Annotated in this window: 21 protein-coding genes; 14 read left to right on the top strand and 7 right to left on the bottom strand. The window is 39.9% G+C overall.

Annotation, left to right across the window (positions count from 1 at the left end; genetic code table 11):
- A complete protein-coding gene (locus HUW48_RS07180) occupies nt 1-1,230 on the top strand; it encodes a DUF6786 family protein (RefSeq protein ID WP_246343765.1) in 1,230 nt (409 codons plus the stop codon).
- A 241-nt stretch (nt 1,231-1,471) separates the two neighbouring features.
- Nucleotides 1,472-1,960 (top strand): ankyrin repeat domain-containing protein, encoded by a 489-nt coding sequence (locus HUW48_RS07175; RefSeq protein ID WP_182415031.1) that lies wholly within the window; start codon nt 1,472-1,474, stop codon nt 1,958-1,960.
- A 212-nt stretch (nt 1,961-2,172) separates the two neighbouring features.
- Here HUW48_RS07175 and HUW48_RS07170 read toward each other — a convergent pair whose 3' ends face one another.
- Nucleotides 2,173-2,460, bottom strand: a complete 288-nt coding sequence (locus HUW48_RS07170; RefSeq protein ID WP_182415030.1) for an MmcQ/YjbR family DNA-binding protein — start codon at nt 2,458-2,460, stop codon at nt 2,173-2,175.
- 361 nt (nt 2,461-2,821) lie between these two features.
- Here HUW48_RS07170 and HUW48_RS07165 point away from each other — a divergent pair, with 361 nt between their 5' ends.
- Nucleotides 2,822-5,266: a TonB-dependent receptor domain-containing protein gene (locus tag HUW48_RS07165; RefSeq protein ID WP_182415029.1), complete on the top strand. Its 2,445-nt coding sequence runs from the start codon at nt 2,822-2,824 to the stop codon at nt 5,264-5,266.
- A gap of 389 nt (nt 5,267-5,655) precedes the next feature.
- On the top strand, nt 5,656-6,390 hold the full coding sequence (locus HUW48_RS07160) for a DUF72 domain-containing protein (RefSeq protein ID WP_182415028.1): 735 nt from the start codon (nt 5,656-5,658) through the stop codon (nt 6,388-6,390).
- Nucleotides 6,391-6,402: 12 nt separating this feature from the next.
- Here the strand turns inward: HUW48_RS07160 and HUW48_RS07155 are convergent, their stop codons facing one another.
- Nucleotides 6,403-7,122 carry a ribonuclease H-like domain-containing protein gene (locus tag HUW48_RS07155; protein ID WP_182415027.1) on the bottom strand — a complete coding sequence of 240 codons (720 nt, stop codon included), beginning with the start codon at nt 7,120-7,122 and terminating at the stop codon, nt 6,403-6,405.
- Between the two features lie 293 nt (nt 7,123-7,415).
- Here HUW48_RS07155 and HUW48_RS07150 point away from each other — a divergent pair, with 293 nt between their 5' ends.
- Together HUW48_RS07150 and HUW48_RS07145 are read left to right on the top strand one after the other, a co-directional pair.
- On the top strand, nt 7,416-8,033 hold the full coding sequence (locus tag HUW48_RS07150) for a toll/interleukin-1 receptor domain-containing protein (RefSeq protein ID WP_182415026.1): 618 nt from the start codon (nt 7,416-7,418) through the stop codon (nt 8,031-8,033).
- Entirely contained in the window at nt 8,030-9,571 is a 1,542-nt protein-coding gene (locus HUW48_RS07145) for a tetratricopeptide repeat protein (protein WP_182415025.1), read from the top strand. The genes HUW48_RS07150 and HUW48_RS07145 overlap by 4 nt, the downstream gene beginning before the upstream one ends.
- 345 nt (nt 9,572-9,916) lie before the next feature.
- Here HUW48_RS07145 and HUW48_RS07140 read toward each other — a convergent pair whose 3' ends face one another.
- From HUW48_RS07140 to HUW48_RS07125, 4 genes are all read right to left on the bottom strand, one after another.
- Complete coding sequence (locus tag HUW48_RS07140; RefSeq protein ID WP_182415024.1) at nt 9,917-10,528, bottom strand: YceI family protein; 612 nt, start codon at nt 10,526-10,528, stop codon at nt 9,917-9,919.
- Nucleotides 10,529-10,731: 203 nt separating this feature from the next.
- A complete protein-coding gene (locus HUW48_RS07135; RefSeq protein WP_182415023.1) occupies nt 10,732-11,388 on the bottom strand; it encodes a hypothetical protein in 657 nt (218 codons plus the stop codon).
- 132 nt (nt 11,389-11,520) lie between these two features.
- The gene (locus tag HUW48_RS07130) at nt 11,521-11,856 is read right to left on the bottom strand and encodes a hypothetical protein (RefSeq protein ID WP_182415022.1); all 336 of its coding nucleotides are present in this window, start codon (nt 11,854-11,856) and stop codon (nt 11,521-11,523) included.
- A 487-nt stretch (nt 11,857-12,343) separates the two neighbouring features.
- On the bottom strand, nt 12,344-12,934 hold the full coding sequence (locus HUW48_RS07125; RefSeq protein WP_182415021.1) for a hypothetical protein: 591 nt from the start codon (nt 12,932-12,934) through the stop codon (nt 12,344-12,346).
- A 265-nt stretch (nt 12,935-13,199) separates the two neighbouring features.
- Here HUW48_RS07125 and HUW48_RS07120 point away from each other — a divergent pair, with 265 nt between their 5' ends.
- The 8 genes from HUW48_RS07120 (at nt 13,200) to HUW48_RS07085 (ending at nt 21,511) form a co-directional block, all read left to right on the top strand.
- Nucleotides 13,200-14,093, top strand: coding sequence for a sulfurtransferase (locus HUW48_RS07120; protein ID WP_246343761.1), 894 nt, complete (start codon nt 13,200-13,202; stop codon nt 14,091-14,093).
- A gap of 356 nt (nt 14,094-14,449) precedes the next feature.
- The gene (locus tag HUW48_RS07115; RefSeq protein WP_182415020.1) at nt 14,450-17,938 is read left to right on the top strand and encodes a PAS domain-containing protein; all 3,489 of its coding nucleotides are present in this window, start codon (nt 14,450-14,452) and stop codon (nt 17,936-17,938) included.
- Nucleotides 17,939-18,113: 175 nt separating this feature from the next.
- The gene (locus tag HUW48_RS07110) at nt 18,114-18,512 is read left to right on the top strand and encodes a response regulator (RefSeq protein ID WP_182415019.1); all 399 of its coding nucleotides are present in this window, start codon (nt 18,114-18,116) and stop codon (nt 18,510-18,512) included.
- A 349-nt stretch (nt 18,513-18,861) separates the two neighbouring features.
- Nucleotides 18,862-19,425, top strand: coding sequence for an RNA polymerase sigma factor (locus tag HUW48_RS07105; protein ID WP_246343759.1), 564 nt, complete (start codon nt 18,862-18,864; stop codon nt 19,423-19,425).
- Between the two features lie 86 nt (nt 19,426-19,511).
- The gene (locus HUW48_RS07100; protein ID WP_182415018.1) at nt 19,512-19,730 is read left to right on the top strand and encodes a hypothetical protein; all 219 of its coding nucleotides are present in this window, start codon (nt 19,512-19,514) and stop codon (nt 19,728-19,730) included.
- 198 nt (nt 19,731-19,928) lie between these two features.
- Complete coding sequence (locus HUW48_RS07095) at nt 19,929-20,642, top strand: ClpP family protease (protein ID WP_182415017.1); 714 nt, start codon at nt 19,929-19,931, stop codon at nt 20,640-20,642.
- A gap of 153 nt (nt 20,643-20,795) precedes the next feature.
- The gene (locus HUW48_RS07090) at nt 20,796-21,131 is read left to right on the top strand and encodes a hypothetical protein (protein WP_182415016.1); all 336 of its coding nucleotides are present in this window, start codon (nt 20,796-20,798) and stop codon (nt 21,129-21,131) included.
- A 95-nt stretch (nt 21,132-21,226) separates the two neighbouring features.
- A complete protein-coding gene (locus HUW48_RS07085) occupies nt 21,227-21,511 on the top strand; it encodes a GNAT family N-acetyltransferase (protein ID WP_182415015.1) in 285 nt (94 codons plus the stop codon).
- Between the two features lie 283 nt (nt 21,512-21,794).
- On the opposite strand, the gene HUW48_RS07080 is transcribed toward HUW48_RS07085, so the two are convergent.
- On the bottom strand, nt 21,795-22,910 hold the full coding sequence (locus HUW48_RS07080; protein WP_182415014.1) for a hypothetical protein: 1,116 nt from the start codon (nt 22,908-22,910) through the stop codon (nt 21,795-21,797).
- Nucleotides 22,911-22,918: the final 8 nt, after the last annotated feature.

Raw genomic sequence — 22,918 nt, 5'->3', positions numbered from 1 at the left:
ATGAAATTTTCTACCTATCTCCTATTCGGAATCTTTTTTGGGTTTGTCGCCTGTCAGACTAAAGAAAATAAAATACGCGAAAATAATAGGACAACTTATCCGGTGGGCAGCTTTGGTTACGATTTCCATTTTCTGCAACAACACGATAGCGTGCTAGTATTAAAAAATGAAACCGGCCAGGGGCAAGTAATTGTATCGGCCAAATACCAGGGCAAGGTTTTTACTTCAACGGCTAATGGTTTAAACGGCAAAAGCTTCGGCTGGATAAATTACAAAGCGTTTACGGCTCCGAAAGATGCGCACATGAATGCTTACGGCGGCGAGAACCGGCTTTGGTTGGGCCCGGAAGGAAATAAGTTTTCGCTGTACTTTAAGCCGGGCGTTCCTATGGAATTTGCCAATTGGGTTACTCCACCGGCCATTGATACCGAAAGCTGGTCAATTATTGCCCAGGATGCCCGTTCGGCTTCGCTACAGAAAGAAGCTTCTTTTTTAAATTATGCGGGTACCGAATTAAAAACCCGCTTAACCCGTACCATTCAAATTTTAAACAATCCGGATATTGAAATAGCATTGCAGGTAACATTACCGGATAACCTGCAAATGGTGGGTTTTACTACAAATAATAGCATTACCAATACGGGCTCGCAAGCCTGGACAAAAACCAGCGGCGCACCTTGTTTGTGGCTTTTAGACATGTTCAATCCTTCGCCCAACACCCACATTGTTATTCCTTACGAAACCAAAGGCACCGCAAAAATTGCTACCACGGATTATTTTGGCGAGATTCCCGCCAACCGAATTAAGTTTACTAACGGGGTTTTGTTATTTAAAGCCGATGGAAAAGCCCGGGGTAAACTAGGTTTAGGACCTGAACGAGCCAAACCTATTGCCGGAAGCTACGATTCCGAGAATAAAATTTTAACGATTATTCAATTTAACGTCGCTAAAAACGCTACTTACCTGAACCAGGCCTGGAATACCCAGCAAAATCCATTTAGCGGCGATGCCGTGAATGCTTACAACGACGGACCGCTCGCCGATGGCAGCCAAATGGGACCATTTTATGAACTGGAAAGTGTGTCGCCGGCCGCTTTTTTATCACCCGGCCAAACTTTAAACCACCAACACAGCGTTTTTCATTTTACCGGCGATACAACAGGCTTAAACCAGATAGCAGAAAAATTACTAGGTATTTCCTTAGAGCAAACCCAAGCCGCTTTTAAATGAGTTGGGTCAGGTCAGACTTTCAACAATAATATGTCTCCGGTTTTGTCATCATCCCCTACCCCTTCCTAAGAGAACATTTCAAACCTTTATTTTAATTTAACCGAATCTTACCAAACCGAAACAAAAAAAGTAATCTTACCTTGTTTGCGGTTCATTTAGTAATTTCACGCTAAAGTAAGTAACTCGCTTCTTTTCAAAACCGGAGGCTGGTTTAAAAAATTTTACTTAAAAAATTAATAATATGTCCTTTTATTCTTCGGAACCTTCTGATTTGCTGTTTGATGCCGCCCGGCGGGGTGATGTTACCTATATAAAAGAGATACTCGGGCAACAAACCGTAGAGGTAGATGTGCAAAATGGCCGGGGTTTTACTCCTTTAATTTTAGCTACCTACGAAGAACACCTGGAAGCTGCCAAATTATTTATAGCCGCCGGTGCCGATGTAAATAAGCAAGATTTTGCCGGTAACACTGCCTTAATGGGCGTTAGTTTTAAAGGTTACGCCGATATTGCCCGTTTACTAATTGAGCAGGGTGCCGACTTAAATATTCAGAATGGCAGCGGCGGAACAGCCTTAATGTTTGCTACCATGTTCGGGCGGAACCAACTCGTTAAAATATTAACCGAAGCGGGCGCTGATTTAACCATTCGCGATAGCCGTGGCCTTACTGCTTTAGATATGGCTATTGGTCAGGGCAATGAGGAGGCTATTCCTTATTTACAGAATTAAGCTTGAATTTAACTGCAGAACCTTACTGACTATTTTTCTGAAGTTCACTCCTATTCCATTAAGAGCGGTAAAGTAAATTTTACCGCTCTTTTTATAGCTGTATCTCCCCTAACTATTTACTTTATCCTTGATTTATAATTTCAAAAATTTTTAGTAAGATTTAACCCCTTTTGTACTTTTTTCGGCAATTGCATGGCTACCAGTTTATAAGATTATCTAAGGTAATGCTGCCAGTTGGCTGGTGATAATTGGTTTATATTAGAAACGTGTATCCAGTGGTACCGGGCCAAATGCGCATGTTTTTGAATACCAGGTTGAGCCAATAGCTCGTCAAATTCGTCTGGGGTAACCTTAAAGCAAGCAGTAGAAGGCACCAAGTCGGGAGAAGTTACTAAATACATTTTGCCGCCAATGTTAAAACACAAATGATCGCCCCATTTTATGTCTTCGGTGGTACCCGGCAGACTTAAAGCTATATTCCGCAGATCTACTACTTGCATGCTCTTTTTAATTAGGTATAGAAATTTGTTTTTAGCTGATTATTTTTTTAGCGATAAAGCCAAGCTCCTTTACTAAACAGAATTATAATCAAACTACCGGTTCTTAAACTATTTCTTGAACCTATTTTATGCTTTTATTAAAAGCTACTCCCTGAAAACACATGTATAAAGAGAATACAAAATTATAGTAGCTGAATAGTGTTCGATAATATTACATAACTGTACGAAATCGTACATTTTAAATGGTTACTATAATTTATAAATAATTAATAAACAATAACTTATGAAATAATTTCCAATTTGGTACAATAGTAGAAGATGGCTGTATCTGGATAACAGACTTTTTCCAAACTAAACTACTATGAAGAATTTGTACTACATTGTAATGATTACTTTTCTTTTGTGCCTTTCCCAGATCACCCGAGCCCAAACCAGCAGCCAGTTAACTGGTAGCGTGAAAGATGCGAAAGGAGTAGCAGTACCTTTTGCCAGCGTGGCCGTAGTGCAAACTTCTACTAGCAAGATTGTTACCGGCGTTACCACCGACGAACAAGGTGCTTTTGCTATTAAAACGCCTGCGGTGGGCACCTACCTGTTGCGCATTACTGCTATTGGATTTACTAATTTCGATTCCAGTCCTTTTGAAGTAAATAATGCCGAGTTCTCTAAAAATTTCGGGACGCTTACCGTACAGGAAGATACCAAACTCCTGAAAGAAGTTACGGTACAATCCATGCGGCCTAAAGTAGTAGCACAGGCCGATAAAATGGTAGTAAGCGTAGAAGGCACCGCCCTGGCCGCCGGCAGCACTGCTTACGAAGTATTGGCCAAATCGCCGGGAGTATTTATCGACCAGGACGGTAATATTCAGTTGAATGGTAAAGGTGGTATCCAGATAATGATTGATGGCAAACTCACTTATTTATCTGGCAAAGAACTGCAAACCATGTTACAGGGTATGTCGGCCGAAAACTTAAAAGACATTGAAATTATTACCAATCCTTCAGCTAAATACGATGCCGAGGGCAATGCCGGCATTTTAAATATTAACCTGAAAAAAAATAGCCTTACTGGCGTAAATGGCAGCGTGTACGTGGGTAATTTCTACAACGGCATGTCGGGTTACAGTACCGGCGGTACCCTTAACTATAAAAAAGGCAAATGGAGTACCTCCGCTAATTTTGATGCGGCGCGCCGGGTATTTTACCGCAATGCCACCTTTACCCGGGAATTTAATACTGATAGCAGCAGCAGTCGGCAGGTATCTACCGCCCGGCAGGAAGATGTGCGCCAAGTGCCTTCGCTGCGGTTAAGCACCGATTACGATATTACCGATAAGCATAGCGTAGGTGTAACGGCTAACTTGTACTACCAGGATTTTGGCAGCAACTTTAAAACACGTACGTTCACTTCAAACGGCAACCCTGAAACAGATTCGCTTATTACGGCCACTAATTTAATTAACGGAACATTTTCGAATTACACGTTTAATGGCCATTACATGGGTAAGCTCGATACGGCTGGCACTACTTTATCTGCCGATGTGGATTATGTTATGATAAACAATAACGGAGAGTCCCGTTTTTTCAACTTATATCAGCAATTAAAAACAGGTAATTCGCGCTTGGTTTTACCCGGCAGTGATAATCCTTCTGACTATAATATCTTTTCAGCTAAAACCGATTTTACTAAACCATTTTCAAAAGACACCAAAATGGAACTTGGTGCTAAAGTAAGCTCCGTGGTGTCGGACAACGATTTACGGTTCTTTTACAACGTAGACAATGTGCACATTCCGGATGTTTTAAAAAGCAATCATTTTATTTATAAAGAAAAGATATTTGCCGCCTACGCGAACTTTAATACTAAATTAAGTGAGAAATGGAGTTTGCAAAGTGGTTTGCGGGCCGAAAAAACCTTAGGTGAAGGTAATCTTTTAACCACCAATACTACTTTTAAGCGCGACTATCTGAATCTTTTTCCCAGCATTTTCCTGATGCACAACATCAGCAAAGATTACCAGATTTCTTATAACTACAGCCGCCGCATCAACCGCCCCCGCTACGAAAGCATGAACCCGTTTGTGTTTTATATCGACCCTTATACCTACGCGCAGGGCAATCCTAACTTACGTCCGGCGTATACTAATTCTTTTGAAATGACGCAAACGTTAAAGTCTAAATATATTTTTAAGATAGGATACTCCGTAACTACCGACTTTATTGCGGAAGTGCCGGAACAATACCCCGAGCAGAACCGGACGGTGTTTATGCAAACCAACGTAAAGCGCTACGAGAACGTGAACAGTAATTTGGTTTTACCCATTAAAATTTCAAAAAACTGGGATATGAACAATACGTTTAATGTGGCTTACCAGGATTACACCATCGAACAAAAAGAACGGTCGCTGCGGAACAAGCAATTATCTTATTATGGTCAATCTACCCAGAATATTCAATTACCCAAAAAAATACGCCTGGAGGTGAACGCCTTCTACCAAGGCCCTGGTGCGTATGCCTTGTACCGGATTTCGTCTCTTTGGGGAATTGATGTGGGTCTGAAACGCTCGTTCTTAAATGAAAAATTAGAATTCTCGGTTAACGTAAATGATATTTTTCGGGGTCAGCAAATTATTGGTAAGGCCAACTATAACGGCAACATTAATGAGTTCGACCAGTATTTTGGCTCTCGCAGCTTCCGCGTAAATCTGCGTTACCGGTTTAACAAAGGCGCTAAGTTTGAAGAGAAAAAACGCAACACCAACCTGGAAGAATTAAACCGGGCCGGTGGCGGAGGTGGTAACTAAATTTATTTATTCTGCTTTAAAAAAGAGATAATAGTATTAAAAAATTTGTAGTCAATTTTCTTCTAAGAATCCGGTTTTTAACCGGATTTTTTGTTTATACCTATTTTAAAAATGCAAGCTCAATATTAGGTTATGAAAGTTGTGTATGGAGTTATAAAAAACTCTTAATGTCTGATAAATAACTAATTTATAGATGAAATTTACTAAAATACTCTGTTACGCCAATCAGAGATGGGCTGTCTGGAAAATGCGGAGAGACCGCTCACGCGAACTCTCCGCATAACTAAACTGATTTTAATAAATTTTAACAATTGCCAATAAAAGTACCTTCCTAGATTTTTAAATAAACCAAAACAGCCTATATAAAGTATACGCGGGCTAAAAAGCACATGGCAAAGGCGCATAAAATTTGGGTGGGTTGTTCGGGTTGGCACTACAAACATTGGAAAGGTATATATTATCCGGCGGGTACGCCGCAGCCCGAATTTTTAAATTTTTACTTGCAGGATTTTAGTACCGTCGAAATTAATAATTCGTTTTACCGCCTGCCCACTCCCGAAACTTTTGCCAACTGGTACCAATCGGTACCCGAAGATTTTTTGTTTGCGGTAAAAGCAAGTCGGTTTATTACGCACATGAAAAAGCTAAAAGATCCACAACAATCTTTTAGTAAATTTATGGAGAATGTGGCCATATTACGCGAAAAATTAGGGCCTATCTTATTTCAGCTACCTCCAAATTGGCAATGCGACATTGTTCGTTTTGAAGGTTTTCTGCAAGCCTTACCGCCTTATTTCCGTTACACTTTCGAGTTTCGGGATCATTCCTGGTACAATGAGAACGTCTACGAATTATTGCAAATTTACCAAGCCACCTTTTGCATTTATGATTTAGAGTACCATGTATCTCCCATACTTGTTACTTCCAATTTTGTGTACATCCGGCTACACGGCCCCTTAAATAAGTACGATGGCAGTTACTCCGAAGAAACTTTACAAGAATGGGCGAAACGTTGTAAAACCTGGCAGCAGGAAGGTAAAGAGGTATTCGTGTACTTTGATAACGACATGCACGGCTACGCACCCTTTAACGCCCGTCGTTTACAAGAATTAGTGCAGGAATAAACCTAACTAATTTTAAGTAAATTGGATATCTTCGGGCCGGAGCATGGGTAAACTTTTAAACCGCAATAGTAATTGCGCTACCGTAACTACATCCTGCTCGCAATACCGGCTAATCCGGTTTAAATCTTTTTCTTCGTAAAATACCCGGCCTACTTCCGAACCGCTCATGTCGCTTTTAGGACTGGGAATGTTAAAAAGGGCAGCCAGCAAGTCTAAAGAAACAAAGCTGCGGCTATCCCCAAAACGCCAAAGATGCAAGGTATCCAGGTGCGAAATTTCCCAGGGTTTAAGGCCAGTACAATCTACTAATTTAGGCAGGCAAATATCGTTCACCAGCATACGGCGGCATAAATACGGAATATCAAACTCGCGGATATTATGACCGCACAAACAATGGCTTTTACCCGTAAATTTGGTATTTAATAAATCGCATAAGTCTTCGAGTAGCTCTTTTTCGTTGGCATTACAAAACGATTTCAGGCGCATGGTGAATTGGCCATCGGTGGTTTCGCGCAAAATCCCAATGGAAATACACACTATTTTGCCGAACTCCGCGTGAAGCCCCGCCCGTTCGTAAATATCAGCCGGATCGGGTTCTATTTTAGCCAATTGCCGCGATTTAATCGCCCATAGCTCCTGAAAACGTTCGTCGAGGTCGGCATAACTGGGTTGTCCGGGTACCGTTTCAATATCAATAAAAAGCAGGTCTTCCAGTTTAAGCTGTGCGAACATGAGATTTCAAGTTTCGAAAGGCCATGTTTCCAATTTATCTAAAATGGCTTTCTTATATCTAAGATGAAAAATACTTACTTAGGAAGCTAAATATCTTGCTAGTAAAATTTTCCACAGGTTGTTAATTAATACAATAAGTCATTAATTTTCAATATATTATATAAACACAAAAAGAAGTAACTGTAATAATTATGCTAAATTAAACTGTTTAGTTTTATTTTTAAAAAGCCTATACTTAAAATGTAACAATTTGTTCAGCTTAGTCCTAAAACTGACTTATAAAATCATACTTCATGAACAGAATAAAAGTATTTTTAGCTTCTTCTATTGAATTAAAAGAAGATCGTAAAGAATTTGAAATCTTTATTAATAGAAAAAACAATTCCTGGTCTAATAAAGGCATGTATCTTGAACTTATGATCTGGGAGGATTTCTTAGACTCGCTCTCTCAAACTCGTTTGCAGGACGAGTATAATAAAGCAATCAAAGTGTGTGATATTTTTGTAATGTTGTTTCATTCAAAAGTAGGTAAGTATACTCAAGAAGAATTTGAAATTGCATTGAGTGAATTTAGCAAAAAGGGGAAACCTATCATTTTTACTTACTTTAAAGATATTCCTACTACGGAAAATTCAAATGAGAATGATGCAATAAGCCTCCGTGTCTTTCAAGAAAGATTAAAGCAATTAGGTCATTTTCCGCCTACATATAAAAATAATGAAGGATTACGGGAGCACTTCAATAAGCAATTAGACAAACTTTCAGAAAATGGTTTTATAGAATTACAAACACAAGCCAGTAATAAAAAGGGTATTAAAGTTACTATCGCCAATAGTAAAAATGTAAATACTGGAAATATTAGTGCGGGCGGAAATATCTCTTTCGGTGACAATACAACTAATAATATATGATTATAAATAGTAGCCAAAATGTAAATACAGGTAGTATTGATGCAAATGGCAACGTAATAATTGGCAACGGAAACATCGTCATTAATCTAAAAGAAGCAACTGAGTATAAAGAACTACAAGAACAAATTGATAAGTTAAATTTACGCTATAATACTGTTTCTGACTATTTCAATAAATATAAAGATGAAAGCTTTGTATTGGAATTATCACAAATAAATGCAGAACGCCTTACTTTACAACAGAAATTAGATATCTTAAAAAATGAAATAATAAAATTAGCGGAAGAATTTAATAGAATACCTATTAACACGGAGCGTCTGCGTTTGGCAAAAGCCCATTTTGAAGCAGGAGAATTTAAGGAAGCTCGAGCTGTATTAAATGCAGAGAAGATGGCTACAGAATTAGAAGCCCTGCTAAAAGAGAAGGGAAATCTACAGCAAAAAATAGATGACAATAAACAGAAATTACGGGATAAAGCTTCCGAATACCTTATTTTAGCTCGTCTTACTTCTTTTGATTTCTCACTTCTGAACCGTTTTGAAAAAGCTATAGAATATTATAAAAAATCATTAGATGCTGCTCTATCCAACGATAATTTACTTTCCTATGGCAGGTTTTTACTAGAGCATAATCAGCTTGAAGCAGCACAATCATTATATACTAAGTTCTTAGAAGTATTTAGTGATGCAACAGTTATTGATCCACAAGATTTTGAGGGATTTAAGTCGAGCATAGCAGCATCGCTTATTGATCTAGCTAGGGTGCTTACAGCAAAAGGCGAACAGGAGACAGCCTTAAATGTTTGTGAAGAAGCCTTAAAGATATATAGTAACTTAGCCAATAATAATTCAAATAACTACCAATTAAGTATAGCAGTCTCGTTAACCAATTCGGCTAATATTTTAGCCGAATTAAACAAACTTGATAAAGCTTTACTTTTAGGTACTAAAGCTTATAATATTTATAAAGATTTAGCTAAACTCAATCTTCAGGATATTCAATCTGGTGTAGCATCATCAGCAAACAATCTAGCCATAATATTAGCTGAGAATGAAAGAATCGATGAAGCTGTAACACTCTGCAATGAAGCCTTAACAATAAGAAGAAAATTAGTATTAGATAAAAACAATTCCCAAAATGTACATTCATTTCAAGCAAATGTAGCTGAGTCATTAACTAATTTAGGTCGTGTACTCACAGCAAAGGACCGTCCTAATTCTTTCGAATTTAATGCTGCTGAGAAAGCATATATTGAAGCTTTAGAGATATACAGAAATTTAGCCACATTTAATCCAAATGCATACAAACTTGATGTAGTAACAGTAGCTGTAAATTTAAGTTTATTTTACTTGGGTACGGATCCCAATAGCAATAAGTCCTTGGTACTTGCTCGAGAAGCAGCAGAATGTGCTTTGCCTTTTACTAAATTCCATTTAAGTGCCCGTAAATCAATGTTCTATATAGAAATAGTTATTAATGAGTATGGATTAGATTTTAATTCCTTTTTACAAGATATTCAAAATAAAAAGAATAATTAAACAAATAAGTATTAGGATGTATTAGATATTAATGATAGAATAAAATTACTTACTGAAATTTCAATTTTTTAAAACTGTTACTATCATTTAAATTCAGCTACAAAAATTTATAATTAACCTGTATTTGGTAGCCACTGAACAGTATAAATTGGTAAAAGCAAAAAAGAAGGCTACAAGCCTTCTTTTTACAGCAACAATGGAAAAATGGATTAATTATTTAATTTTATTTACAAGAGAAGTTAATTTGTTTTAAGTATTTTAACAAAATTAGTTTAGACTATTATTTATAGTAAGTTATTGAGCATTAAAAATTTACTAAACTAACAACGAACAACCTACAACTACTTAATTTCTATTCCCTAAAACCTTCAGGTGAATGGCTACCTCCGGGTATATGTGGCGGTTTTTAAGTTCGGGATCGGCTGCGTAGTGCATGCCCCATTGGGTACGATCCAGTTTAAAGGTGGCTTCAACGCCAATTTGATTTTCCAGTAAATCGATTTTTGCGGGAAAAGTTAACGGGTTAGTTTTACCTAACATTGTAAAGTTACCAGTTACCTGAGCGTTGGCTCCGGATATGCCTCCTTCCGACATATTTTCTAATGGTTGTACCTCAGTTATTTCAAATTTTGCTTCAGGAAATAAAGCCAGGTTAAAAAAATCTTCACTTTTTAAATGCTTGAGTAAAACCGGTCTTAAAGCCTTTGGTAGATCAAAGTTTTTAATAGAAGAAATAGGAATCACAAAAGTGCCGCTTTTCACTTGGCCATCTACTACTTCCATGCCTTCGCAGCTCACATCAAACGAACCCTGGTGCGTAACTTTTGGGCTCGAGCCAGACCATTCTATTACAGATTTACTGGTATCGATGTCATAGTTATATTTAACCGTATCTTTAAAAATACTAGGTAAAAACAAGCTAAAGAAAGTAAGTAAACCTAAAAACAGGGTTTTCATGAGTGGTAAGTATTAACAGTAATAGTTGGAGTAAAAGCCTATCCGGTTAATCATCAAGGTTAGAAGTACACTTCTCAACAAGAACCGGATAGACTGGCAATTGTAAAAATTTGGATTAGATTAATTGGTAAACGTACAGAAAAGTTGGTATAAAAAAGTAAATACGAGGCCTATGTTTCTCAGGTATTTACTTGCATTCAGAGTTAAAGGGCATACGGGAAATTACGGGAGACTTTGCGCATCATGCGCTCAACCATGTCGTCGGTAGAAGAAGTAAAGTCATCGTCCATGGTCTTAAAAAAGCGCCACAGCAGCTCCCCATCCTGCCCGTTGTTGATGGTCATGGTCAGCGAACCCGAACCCGTCTTGCCGGCATAGCCGCCGAACACCACCGCCGTGGCCAAAGCCGCGCCATCCGAGCGCGTCTGCTCCATATCGAACTTACCGCTGATTACCGCATCTACGCCCAAGGCTTTGGCAATCTCATCTCTAGTAAACTCCTTTAACTTGCCGTACATGCCCGCTTTCTGGAGTAAGATGTTGGTTTTCTCCACGTCCTGGAAAGTAACCGAGTAGGATTTGGCTTTGCGCAACAGGTAAGTGTACATGCTGCTTTGAATGTTCTGGGCCAGGGTTGCTTCTTGCTCCTGGTGGGCTTCGGCACTAAAGTTCTTGGGTTGTTTGCGGTAGGTGATCTTGGCTTCAAAAGGCAGAATAGCTACGGTTTGGTGTTGCTTGATGGCAGTGGCTAACTGAGGACTAGCGAAGATTTGCTTGGAGCCTTCGCCCAGCAGCACCTGCGCCGAGCAGAACAAAGTAGTAGCTAAGAAGAAGCATAAGAAAGTACAAAAGGTTTTCATAGAGATGGTTTAAGAGAAGAGGGATGAATTGTTGAGGTAGATAGTTGAGTAAGGCAGAAAGAGGAAGCAGCAGGTACTTAAAAGAGAGCGGACTTAAGGCTCCGCTCTAGTAGGTTCAGAAAACCCAAAGGCTTAGTTGCTGGCTTTCGTGTTCGTATCTGCCTTGGTGCTGGTGGTAGCTTTAGTGCTGGAGTTGGTGTTTGAGTTCGAGCTAGAGTTAGAGTTCAAGTTGGTACTGGTTTTCTCCTGGGGTTTGTAAATAGCACCGGTGGCAAAATCGACGGCTAAGCTGGGCCAGAACAAGAGCACATCGGCTACAAGGGCACCGATCCGGATCTCGCGCTGGGGTTCACCGGCGGCAGGACGGGTTTTCTGGTAAGCGGTTACTTTGCCCCCGAACAAGGTAGCACAGCTCGACATGGAAACAGTAAGTAAAACAACAGCGGCTACTTGGGTAATCTTTTTCATTTTCATTTTAGGGTTAAGGATGGATGATTAATCGTTCTGTTTTTATAGTTAAGTATTTAGTTTCTCTTGAATGATGTACTGGAAGAACAAGACAAAGGTACTACCGCCCACTACCCGCAGGAAATAAGCTCCATTGCTCATTTTTATAGGTAGTACTGCTTAGTTTAGTACCATTATCTATATACATAACAACATATTTGGTAATTTTAGAATCATTTATTTTGATGATACAGGTTTATAATTTGAAGCCCATTTTATCCTTCAAAATTAATTAAGTAATTTTTCCCTGATCTGTTTACATTTTTACAAGTGGTATGCCATTTTAGAAAAACAGCTTTCCCGATGTTCTCTGCGGATTTGGCATTTTGTTTAAGGTCAAAAAGTGTCCGGTTTTGAGTACAATTGTCCGCTTTTAGAACAATTCTATAGAGATATGCTGGAAATTAAGATAACCAGGAGGTTGACCAATAGGTAAAACAATTACTTCTTAAACTGCCTGATAATTTTTGGTAAATTTTAGTTTAGCCTTCGGCTCGGGATGAGTAATAAGAACCATAACCGCCAATATGGACCAGGCAATTACGGAATAAACCCCTCCTATCATAAATCCGACAAAAGACTGATTCAAAAGTAATGCGGCAGGTACCGCTACTGGAAACCAACAACCTACCAACAACGGCACGTAGCGCTTCCAACCCGTTAAATGCTTAGCTACAAAAGCAGTAATACCAATTACCAGCATCATTAAATTACTAATTGGCCAGAAGGCATCTAAAAATACAAAGCGGTGAAACAAAATTGGTGGCAGTAGTATTTGGGCTAAGTTGTAAATATTGGCCAGCGTTAAAGTGCCGAGTACCACCCATAGTATACCTTTACCAAAAGGAGTAGTGCCGGTAGCTTCCAGCCGTTGCAAAGCTACAATGCTACACATCCAGCCCAGCATGTAAGTAAGCGCCCAGGCTCCGGTAAACCAGGTTTCGTTTAATTCCTTGTACAAGCCGTGTTCGATGTATATACCTATTACATAGAACGGGGCACCAATCAGGGCCAAAATTCCGAGAGTTTTGTTGCTCATAGTAGTATTTATTTTTCAGGTTTTGTTAATATCTTATACAAATAAACAGCAGGCAACAGGTTTAGTAAATACTAACCAAACTCACCCGTTTAATAACCCGGTTCACTCGTCGGAAAAAGTGATTGAGTGGTATGCTCTTCTATTTAAGCTAGCATTATTAGTTGTATCCATAATTTTTCCTTTACCCTAATTCCATTATCCGGAGAGATTTAATACCTTAATTTACTTAAAACAACCGTGTTGGCAGCAGAACCCTTCCGGATAAATGCGTACTTTCGTTCATCTGCGTTCCCTTAACAAAAAAGATAAAAAGAACATGACACCCATTGTTTACCCAGATGAACTAATCTTACTCGCGCAAAATCCCGAAGTAGTATTGGTAGATGCCCGTACTGGCCCGGGAGTGAAAGAAAAATACCAGAACCTGCATTTACAAAAAGCTAGGTTCGTAGACTTAGAACAAGACCTTTCGGAGAAAAAAGCCAATGCCGCCGAAGGAGGCCGTCATCCCCTACCTCAAGCTGAAAAATTCGCCGGAGTTTTAGGTCAGTTAGGAATTACGCCGGAAAGTCATGTAGTTGTTTACGATGATAAAAATGGCGCCAATGCCGCTGCCCGTTTCTGGTGGATGTTAAAAGCAATGGGACACGAAAAATTACAAGTGCTCAATGGCGGTATGGAAGCGGCTATTGCGGCAGGGTACCCAACTACTCATACCGCTGAAGAACTACCAACTACTCCAACCACTTATCCCGTACAAAACTGGCAATTACCCACGGTTAATCTAAGCGACGTAGAGAAAGTCACCCAGCGTACTGACTTTATAGTAATAGACGTGCGGGAAGCAGAGCGCTACCGGGGTGAAAAAGAACCTATTGATTTAGTTGCCGGTCATATTCCGGGAGCAGTTAATATTCCTTTCAGCACCAATTTAGACCAAAACGGTTTTTACTTACCCGCCGACGAACTAAAAACAAAATACTCCGAAGCCTTGGGAAATACAGATCCTAGCCAGGTAATTGTCCACTGCGGTTCTGGGGTAACGGCTTGTCATACCTTATTGGCTATGGCTTACGCAGGGCTGGAAATACCTTCACTTTACGTAGGTTCCTGGAGTGAGTGGTCGCGGAACAATAAACCTATTGCTACAGAGGTCTAAAGCTGTTTTATCAATTTTTTCAAACCTTTAATTCTTTGTTTGGTTTGGAATAGTAGCATTTGTTCTGTTTTGCCTGAGTTCTAAAAATATTACTATTACTTAAATAAAAGAATATAGCTCAAATAAAAAACTTCTATGATAAAAGGTATTATTTTTCGGGATAGAGATTATTTAGTAAATCTCTAGCTGAGTATGTTTTCAATTCGAAATGAGGCTAATTAAATTGTAAAAGTACAACAGCAATGAGTTACATTTTCAGCTGAACCGTAGTTGATAGCCTGCCGTATCTGAAGAAATATTTATTTTACTAAGTACTTTACTTACCATTAGCTATTGATTAATTATTTATTATTTAAATGTCCGACTCCACTGCCCAACCACCTGCGCCTTCCATCAATTTAGGAGAAATATTTCCGCCCGAAGAATTACTTTCTTCTTTGTTAGACGTATCGCTAACCGGAGTAATTTTTTTTAAGCCGGTATACAACGCAGATAACTCTGAGATTATTGACCTGGCGTATGTTATGCTGAATAAGGCAGCCCAGCGCATGCTCCAGTTACCCGCACGTCCGGGTCAAACTTTTCTCCAATTGTATCCCCATGCTACCAAAACTGGTATTTTTGTTTTTTACCGCGATACCTTTTTATCGGGTAAACCGGGGCGCTACGATGTAAATTATCAGCACGACAGACTCGACAACTATTTTCAACTAGCCGCCCAACGAAGCGGACAAGGATTAATAGTAAGTTTTTCAGATACTTCTGACCACGACCGTACTGCCGTGGAACAAGCCTTGCGCGAAAGTCAGGTTCGGGAACGGGAAGCACGGTCTGATGCCGATCTGCAACGGGAACAACTCAAGAATATCTTCATGCAGGCCCCAGCTATGGTTTGCATTTTTGAAGGCCCTAACCACGTGTTTAAACTGGTAAATCCGGCTTACCAGCAACTCGTAGGCAATCGGTCGCTGCTAGGCAAACCTATTGCCGAAGCCATGCCCGAATTAGCCGGGCAACCTATTTTTGGTTTATTAGATAAAGTATACCAAACCGGCGAAACGTTTCAAGCCAACGAAATGCTGGTTCAATTGGACCACGATAATTCGGGCGGTGATCTGGGTCAGAATTATTATAATTTTATTTACCAGGCTACCCGCAATTTAGAAGGTAACATTAGTGGCATTATGGTGTTTGCCTACGAAGTAACAGCGCAGGTGCGGGCCCGTCGCCAGGTTGAATACAGCCACCAGGAAGTACAGGAACTTAACGAAGAATTACAGGCGCTCAACGAAGAACTACAAACTACCAACGAAGAGTTAGTTGCCACCAACGAAGAGTATTACAATAATTACGCAGAGTTGTTAGATACCCAACAAGCCCTGCAGCAACTAAACGAAGAATTAGAGGCCCGAGTAATTGACCGCACCATTGCCTTACAAGCTGCCTTGTGGGAAACAGAGCAGCAACGGGAACATTTACGAGAGCAACAGAGCCGCCTCCACCAAATTTTAGGACAAGTACCGGCCAGCATTGCCACCTTAGAGGGCGCAGAGCACCGTTACACGTTTTTTAATGATTCTTTTCAGGCGTTATCTGGCAATCGCATTCAACTCGGACGCACTGTGGCGGAAGTTTTTCCGGAAGTGGTGGAACAAGGCTTTATTGATTTATTAAACCAGGTATATACCACCGGGCAACCTGTTATTGGTATAGAAACCCCCATTCAACTTTTTGACCCAGGTACGGGCAATAACGAACAACAGTACGCCGATTTTATTTATCAGCCTATAAGAAACGGGGCAGGCCAAATTCAAGGAATTCTAGCCTTTATTGTGGACGTTACAGATAAAGTGCATGCCCAACAACGCGCCGATTCTTTGCAAGCTGAAGTATTAGCTACCACCAAGCGGCAAGTGCAGGAACGGGAAGCATTTTACCAGGTTTTTGAACAAACACCAGCCAGCATTGTTTTGCTGCGCGGACCGGAACATCGTGTAGATTACCACAACCAAGCTTACCAGCAGCTCTTCCCGGGCCGCTCTATGCGCGGACGTACTATTGCCGAAATTCAGCCGGAAGCGGTAGATCAGGGCTTTGTGGCATTACTGGATAGAGTATATCAAACCGGGGAAACTTATTACGGAAATGAGTTGCTGCTTACTATTGAGGAAGTAAAGAACTCGGTTAAAAAAGATAGATATTTTAATTTTACATATCAGCCCTACCGGGAGAATAATCAAATTGCCGGTATTTCGGTCTTTGCTTACGATGTAACAGAGCAAGTTTTAGCCCGCCGGGAAGCCGACCAGCAACGTAAAATATTGCACCAGTTGTTTATGGAAGCCCCGGCCCCAATTGTTATTCTGGATGGGGCTGACTTAGTTTTCCAATTAGTAAACCCAGCTTACCAGCAAATATTTCCGGGCAGAGAGCTCTTGGGTAAAAGCTTGCTGGAGGCTCTCCCGGAGTTAAAGGAAACTCCTATTATTGACATTATAACTAAGGTTCATCAATCGGGAGAATCTTTCGTGGCTCAGGAAATGCCCTTAATGCTAGCCCGCCAACATGGAGGACCACTGGAGCAAATTTACACTACCTTTACGTATCAAGCCCGCCGCAACAGTCTAGGAGAAGTAGATGGAGTAATGGCTTTCGCCTACGAAGTAACCGATCAGGTAAAGGCACGCCAGTCAATTGAAGCCAATGCCCAACAACTACAACTTATAACCGATGCTTTACCGGTGCTCATCAGCTACCTCGACCGGGAGGAAAAATACCGATTTGTAAACCAAGCTTACGAGGCATGGTTCCAGCAAAAACCAGAAAATTTATTAAATCGTCCAATTTGGGAGGTAGTAGGCGAAAAGGCCTACCAAGGAGTGAAGTCATATATTGATCGGGCGCTGGCCGGTGAACGATTGAATTTTGAAGCCCGCATGCCTTACCGTGACAATTTTACTAAATACATTCGCACCAGTTATGTGCCGCATATTCGGGAAGGCGAAGTAGTTGGGTTTTACAGCATGGTTTCGGACATAACAGATCAGGTAGAAGCGCAACAGGCTATTAAAGAAAGTGAGCAGCAAGCCAAAAGCCTGGCCGAAGATTTAGCAACAGTAAACTCTGAACTCCGGCAAGCCAACCAGCAACTCACGCGTATTAACGTAGATTTAGATAACTTTATTTATACAGCTTCTCACGACTTAAAAGCCCCTATTCTGAACATTGAAGGGCTGGTAGAAGCATTGCTGGAACAGTTACCACCAACAAGTTTACAGGAAATTTCGGTGCAACGCACTTTAGCTTTAATTCTAGATTCGGTGCAACGTTTTAAACGCACCATTGATCATTTAACCGAAATCACAAAATTACAAAAAGAAAATAGTGAAGAAGCTTCGCCGGTGAACTTGGCTGCCTTATTAAATGAAGTGCAATTAGACCTGGCTCCAATTATGGAAGCGGCTCAGGCCCAAATAGTAATAGATATAAGCCTTTGCCCAACCATTCGTTTTTCTGAAAAAAACCTGCGTAGCATTGTTTACAATTTGGTTTCTAACGCTATCAAATACCACTCCCCCGACCGGCTACCCAAAGTGCGGGTATTTTGTACTTTAACAGATAATTACCAAATATTATCGGTGCAGGATAATGGTTTAGGGTTAGATTTAGCGCAACAACACAAACTTTTTGCTATGTTTAAGCGATTGCATAATCACGTAGAAGGTACTGGTATTGGTTTATACATGGTAAAAAAAATTATTGAAAATGCTGGCGGTAAAATACAAGTAGAAAGTAAATTGGGCGAAGGTTCTACCTTTCATGTTTATTTTGTACGTAGTCTTTAATTAATATAAGTAAATTAACGCCTTTATCCAGGTAGTAGCTGTTAGACTTTTGCGTAATTAACCTTTGATTATCATTAGGTATTTTACATTAATCCCGGCATCTAGTATAGTTCCTAAATTTTGGCCGGTTACTTAAATAAAAATAACAGTAATTGTTTTAAAACCTTTTCCGAATATGAATAAAATTGCCTGCACCTTACTGGTGGATGATGATGAAACTGCCAATTACCTAAACGAACTGCTTTTTACCAGGCTGTCGTTAACAGATAAATTACTGATCTCCCGAAATGGCGCAGAAGCTCTAAAAGTGATTTCAGAAAACTGTCCTGGTCAAAGTTGTCCAACCCTTATTTTATTAGATATTAACATGCCCATTATGGATGGGTTCGAGTTTTTGGCGGCTTACCAAGAACTAAATTTTGACCAGAAGCAATCTGTTGTAATTATTATGTTAACTACTTCTCTTAACCCACGCGACATGGATAAGGTAAAAAAAGCCAATATTGCGGGAATTATAAACAAACCTCTTACCAAAAAAGCTTTGCTCGAAATCGTAGATCAGCATTTTAGTTAATAAGCATTTGTAAAGGTATTTATCCTAAAATAAAGGTTTAGCCCAATTTTAAATCAACAAACATCTCTTTAATTTAAAATCTATTAGTTTAGATGTAGCACCTATTTAGAGTTTTAAAGTTTACTTATTTAAAGCACTTATTGGGTGTTTGCACCAGCAAGTATTTGAGTGAAGGCTATGATTGGTGGATAGCATATCATAAAGGGGCGAAATTTTCTGCTTTTATCTGTTATACGAAACAGCTTCTTAGGTAATCCACTTATAAAATATCGGAATAATTTTTTTTGTAAATTTTACTAGAAATAAGGGTGATATTTTACTAAAATCCGGATAAACCATAAAAAAGCGTATGCAGACGATATCCCACCCCGTAATGATTGCCGATTGGCAACAACAGCTAGTAGCTAACCGGGAAAAAACGCTTACTAAAATTTACGCCCGGGCTTACCCCATGGTACTGCATTATGTAAAACAACAAGGCGGCACCCCCGACGACGCACAGGATTTGCTGCAAGAGGCTATAATTCTTTTTTACGAAAAAATAATGCTGGAAGAACTTACTCTAACGGCCTTGGTAACTACTTATATAATGGGCGTTTGCAAAAACCTGTGGCGTCGTGAATTAGAAAAACGCCAGCGGCAGGAAGCGTTAGTAATAGAAAAAACGGACCTAGCAGATGATATACCCGCCGAAACAGGCTCATCTACGTTGGAATTAGTAAATTATGTGGAGCAACTTGGCCAAAAGTGCCGGGATATGTTACTGGCTTTTTATTACTTTGGTCAATCTATACCGGCCATAGCCAAACAGCATCAATATCGCACGGTACACAGTGCCAGCGTGCAAAAATTTAAATGTTTGGAACGCCTTCGAAAATCACTGGCAGCATTTACCATTCAGCACTTTAGGTAATCATCTATTTTGATTTTAACCTCCGAATAATAGCATCAATCATCAAAGCTCTAAACTTAAAACGTACAACCAACAACTTAGAAAAAATGCGGCCAGAACTGGAAGAGATAAAACGGCTCGAAGATTTCTTAAAGAATAGTCTTCCGGAAGAGCAAACCGTTGACTTAGAAATCCAGCTGCTATGGGACCAGGATTGGCAACGCAGTTTGGCACAACAAAAACTGGCGTATCAAGCTTTGCGGGTAGCCGGACGGGAGCAATTGCGCAAAGAGTTACAAACTATTCACCAACGCCTATTTTCTTAAAGTATTCTATTTATCTGGCAGCTATTCCTGGTAAAATTTACTAAATAATATAAGAATAAGCCGGCGCTTTGGCTTTCTCCTTTCTCTAATCTTCTAATAATTATAAGTAAATATTTATTCATTTTATTAACCTGGCCTTTTGGGCTGGAGCAGAATTTTTATGTCTTTTTTATTCACTTCTAACTAAAAAATAAGCTTATGTATCCGGCAGATTATAACAAAAAAGAATTCCGCCAGTTTGCTGTGCGGGGTATGTCTTTAAACGGCCTGGCCGTGGACCAGTACGTGCAAACCATGGAAAATATGACCCGTTCGGTTATTGAAGAAAGACCGGTAAATTTCCGGGAAGTAGATGTATTTTCGCGCTTAATGGCTGATCGCATTGTGTTTCTAGGTACGGCGGTAGATGATAATATTGCCAATATTATAGTTGCCCAAATGCTCTTCCTGGAATCGGTAGACGCTAAAAAAGATATTTTGCTCTACATTAATAGTCCGGGTGGGTCGGTATATGCGGGCTTAGGTATTTACGATACCATGCAGTACATCCGACCGGACGTAGCAACTATTTGTACCGGTTTGGCTGCTTCTATGGGTTCGGTTTTATTGTGTGGCGGGGCTAAAAATAAGCGCTCGGCGTTGCCACACGCGCGCATTATGATGCACCAGCCTTCCAGCGGGGCACAAGGCCCCGCTTCGGACATAGAAATTTCAGCCCGGCAAATATTAAAAATGAGGCAGGAACTCTACGAAATTATTGCTTCACACACTGGTAAATCGTACCAGGAAATCCACGATGCCTCCGACCGCGACTACTGGTTAAAAGCCGATGAAGCCAAGGAATATGGCCTGATTGACGAAGTATTAGTAAGAGAGAAGTATCAGCAAGAGTTAAACAAAAGGTTAGAGTAACCGTTTTTGCCTGACTTTTAATCTTGGTTAAAAGCCGGAAGGCTGGGCAAATTTTTATCTCTATCCTGGCCATAAATCATTTACCACAATGCACTTGTTCAAAACCACTTTTTACTAAAAACCTTATTATCTTAGCGGCTCAACTCCTTTTGTTTGAAAAAGCTTTTTTCTTTTTTGTTCGAGAACCTGCTGCAATTAATTTACTTTATTGCCTTCGAGAGTGCTTTGTATTTTGGCTTACAATATCTTTTGTTTGATCAGCCTTTTACCCAAGATACTAAAGACCCGACAATTGTACCCCGGTGGGTTTCGGTGGTGTATTTTATTTTAATTTACCTGGCCGTTATTATTGGAGCTATGCTGGTTTTAAACAACCTGGTTCCGCGGAAGCACAAGCACCAGATAACGCGCTGGTTTTGGTTAGCTTTAGCCTTAATTTTACCTTTACTGATAATATTACTTAATTCACAAACTATCCCTGCTGAATAGATTTATACCTTCCATTTTATGCTTTTCTATTCTACGGTAAAACTTTTTATTTTTAAGTAGGTACTAACAAGGCAAATATATAATTACCTAGTACCATGACAGACATCCAAGTAAAACATAATACCGAAGATCAGGAATTTACCGTTGATATTGACGGCCAGGGTGGGGAACTCGCGTATTCGTTGCCCCGTGAAAACGTGATTGACTTTGCGCATACCTACGTGGACGAGGATTTGCGCAATCAAGGAGTAGCCAACGAGTTAATTAAAACGGGATTGCAATACGCCCAAGAGAATAATTATAAAGTAATTGCCTCCTTCCCTGCTGTTTCAGCTTATATCCGCCGCCATGCCGAGTGGCAAAAATTACTACTCCAGTAACCAATTCAAAAACTCAGTTCAACAACATTTAAGGCTTAATGCTAAACGGGAAGAATAGAGTTGCTATTCTTCCCGTTTTTACTAAAATTATAGGATTAAAGTATTGAGTTTGTAGAAGAACCTTTTTTAATTAAGTCAACATTGATTGGTTAACTCGATAATTTCGAAATACCCCTTAAGAAAGTACCCTTACCTTATTTCAGGTCTCAAAACTTAAATCAGGCTACACTCATCACAATCCTTTAATTTAAAGCAGTCACTTTTTCTAAGAATATATCTAAAGCTACCGTACTTTTTGTAATACCAATTGCAAAGAATCTTGGCCCATGAAACCTGCGATAGAAATTGCCTTGCCCGAATCGAAACGGGTTACAATAGCTTGCAAGGTGTCAGTTTTACGGCGGGGCATGTAGTCACCGGTCGGATCACTTATAAAATTAAATACACTTTTAAAGGTTTTACGCTGAGGATCGTAGTCGTAATGTCCGAAGAGTCGGCGTTTGTGGCTATTAAACTGCAAAATACAAGCATTGCCATCGTCGAAATACACCCGGTTAAGGATAGAATCTTGCCCCATGGCTTTTAAAGAGGTGAGTTGTTTATTAATACGCAGGCTTTTCACGTCGTACACGCCATATAATTCCGATTCGCGGGCTGCCTGGCTTCTTAGATAAAACAAGTAGATATAGCCAAAGGCCAGCACCATTATGAGTAGGCGGACAGCATTTTTTATTTTATTACTTCCCAAAGAAATGGCGGGTAAGGATTCCTGAGCATTAAAGAAAAAAGTTACTAATCGCGGATACTCTGCTAAAAGTAAATACACCAACCCAAAAGCTAGAACAATAGACTGGTACAAAGGCCCAATTCCTAATTGGTAAAAATAATTGATGAATAAAATGTTAACCATAACCGGTAGCAGTATTATTGTTCCAAGCAAGCGGGTTCGTCGGAATAGCAGCAGGAAGGAACCAATAATTTGAGCACTTGCCACAATCATCCCAAACGTATGCGAGTAACCATAAAAATGCCACATCAACCACGAAGGTACTTGCTCACCAGTAGGAATATCGGCAATAGATAAAGGCACCGGCCTGAATTGTAAGCCAAAAACTTTCTTCCAGCCAAAACTTACTATATCAAAGGCTAAAGCATAACTTATAACTCCTTGCCAGAATGCTAGAATGTGCGGTGAGTGCTGTTGTTGTTTTTTCTCGCGGCGCTGCCAGAAAAAGACGTACCCTAAGGGCAAAATTAGTGGAACAAGGGTTACCAGATAAATAATTCTCTCAGCGGGTCGCAGGAGGTTTAAGGTTACCATCATTATTACCGCGGAAAGCGCAGCTCCGGCCACTAAAAGAGTACTAAGTTTAAGCGGAAGGGAGTAAGGGATTTTCATAGTGGGTA

Source organism: Adhaeribacter radiodurans (assembly GCF_014075995.1).
In the GTDB taxonomy this organism is placed as follows: domain Bacteria; phylum Bacteroidota; class Bacteroidia; order Cytophagales; family Hymenobacteraceae; genus Adhaeribacter; species Adhaeribacter radiodurans.
This window is presented reverse-complemented; position numbering and strand designations above follow the sequence as displayed.

Bases quoted from the DNA above. Each gene is read 5' to 3' on its own strand.
- HUW48_RS07180 (WP_246343765.1), top strand. From the start codon at position 1: ATGAAATTTTCTACCTATCTCCTATTCGGAATCTTTTTTGGGTTTGTC.
- HUW48_RS07175 (WP_182415031.1), top strand. From the start codon at position 1,472: ATGTCCTTTTATTCTTCGGAACCTTCTGATTTGCTGTTTGATGCCGCC.
- HUW48_RS07170 (WP_182415030.1), bottom strand. From the start codon at position 2,460: ATGCAAGTAGTAGATCTGCGGAATATAGCTTTAAGTCTGCCGGGTACC.
- HUW48_RS07165 (WP_182415029.1), top strand. From the start codon at position 2,822: ATGAAGAATTTGTACTACATTGTAATGATTACTTTTCTTTTGTGCCTT.
- HUW48_RS07160 (WP_182415028.1), top strand. From the start codon at position 5,656: ATGGCAAAGGCGCATAAAATTTGGGTGGGTTGTTCGGGTTGGCACTAC.
- HUW48_RS07155 (WP_182415027.1), bottom strand. From the start codon at position 7,122: ATGTTCGCACAGCTTAAACTGGAAGACCTGCTTTTTATTGATATTGAA.
- HUW48_RS07150 (WP_182415026.1), top strand. From the start codon at position 7,416: ATGAACAGAATAAAAGTATTTTTAGCTTCTTCTATTGAATTAAAAGAA.
- HUW48_RS07145 (WP_182415025.1), top strand. From the start codon at position 8,030: ATGATTATAAATAGTAGCCAAAATGTAAATACAGGTAGTATTGATGCA.
- HUW48_RS07140 (WP_182415024.1), bottom strand. From the start codon at position 10,528: ATGAAAACCCTGTTTTTAGGTTTACTTACTTTCTTTAGCTTGTTTTTA.
- HUW48_RS07135 (WP_182415023.1), bottom strand. From the start codon at position 11,388: ATGAAAACCTTTTGTACTTTCTTATGCTTCTTCTTAGCTACTACTTTG.
- HUW48_RS07130 (WP_182415022.1), bottom strand. From the start codon at position 11,856: ATGAAAAAGATTACCCAAGTAGCCGCTGTTGTTTTACTTACTGTTTCC.
- HUW48_RS07125 (WP_182415021.1), bottom strand. From the start codon at position 12,934: ATGAGCAACAAAACTCTCGGAATTTTGGCCCTGATTGGTGCCCCGTTC.
- HUW48_RS07120 (WP_246343761.1), top strand. From the start codon at position 13,200: ATGCGTACTTTCGTTCATCTGCGTTCCCTTAACAAAAAAGATAAAAAG.
- HUW48_RS07115 (WP_182415020.1), top strand. From the start codon at position 14,450: ATGTCCGACTCCACTGCCCAACCACCTGCGCCTTCCATCAATTTAGGA.
- HUW48_RS07110 (WP_182415019.1), top strand. From the start codon at position 18,114: ATGAATAAAATTGCCTGCACCTTACTGGTGGATGATGATGAAACTGCC.
- HUW48_RS07105 (WP_246343759.1), top strand. From the start codon at position 18,862: ATGCAGACGATATCCCACCCCGTAATGATTGCCGATTGGCAACAACAG.
- HUW48_RS07100 (WP_182415018.1), top strand. From the start codon at position 19,512: ATGCGGCCAGAACTGGAAGAGATAAAACGGCTCGAAGATTTCTTAAAG.
- HUW48_RS07095 (WP_182415017.1), top strand. From the start codon at position 19,929: ATGTATCCGGCAGATTATAACAAAAAAGAATTCCGCCAGTTTGCTGTG.
- HUW48_RS07085 (WP_182415015.1), top strand. From the start codon at position 21,227: ATGACAGACATCCAAGTAAAACATAATACCGAAGATCAGGAATTTACC.
- HUW48_RS07080 (WP_182415014.1), bottom strand. From the start codon at position 22,910: ATGAAAATCCCTTACTCCCTTCCGCTTAAACTTAGTACTCTTTTAGTG.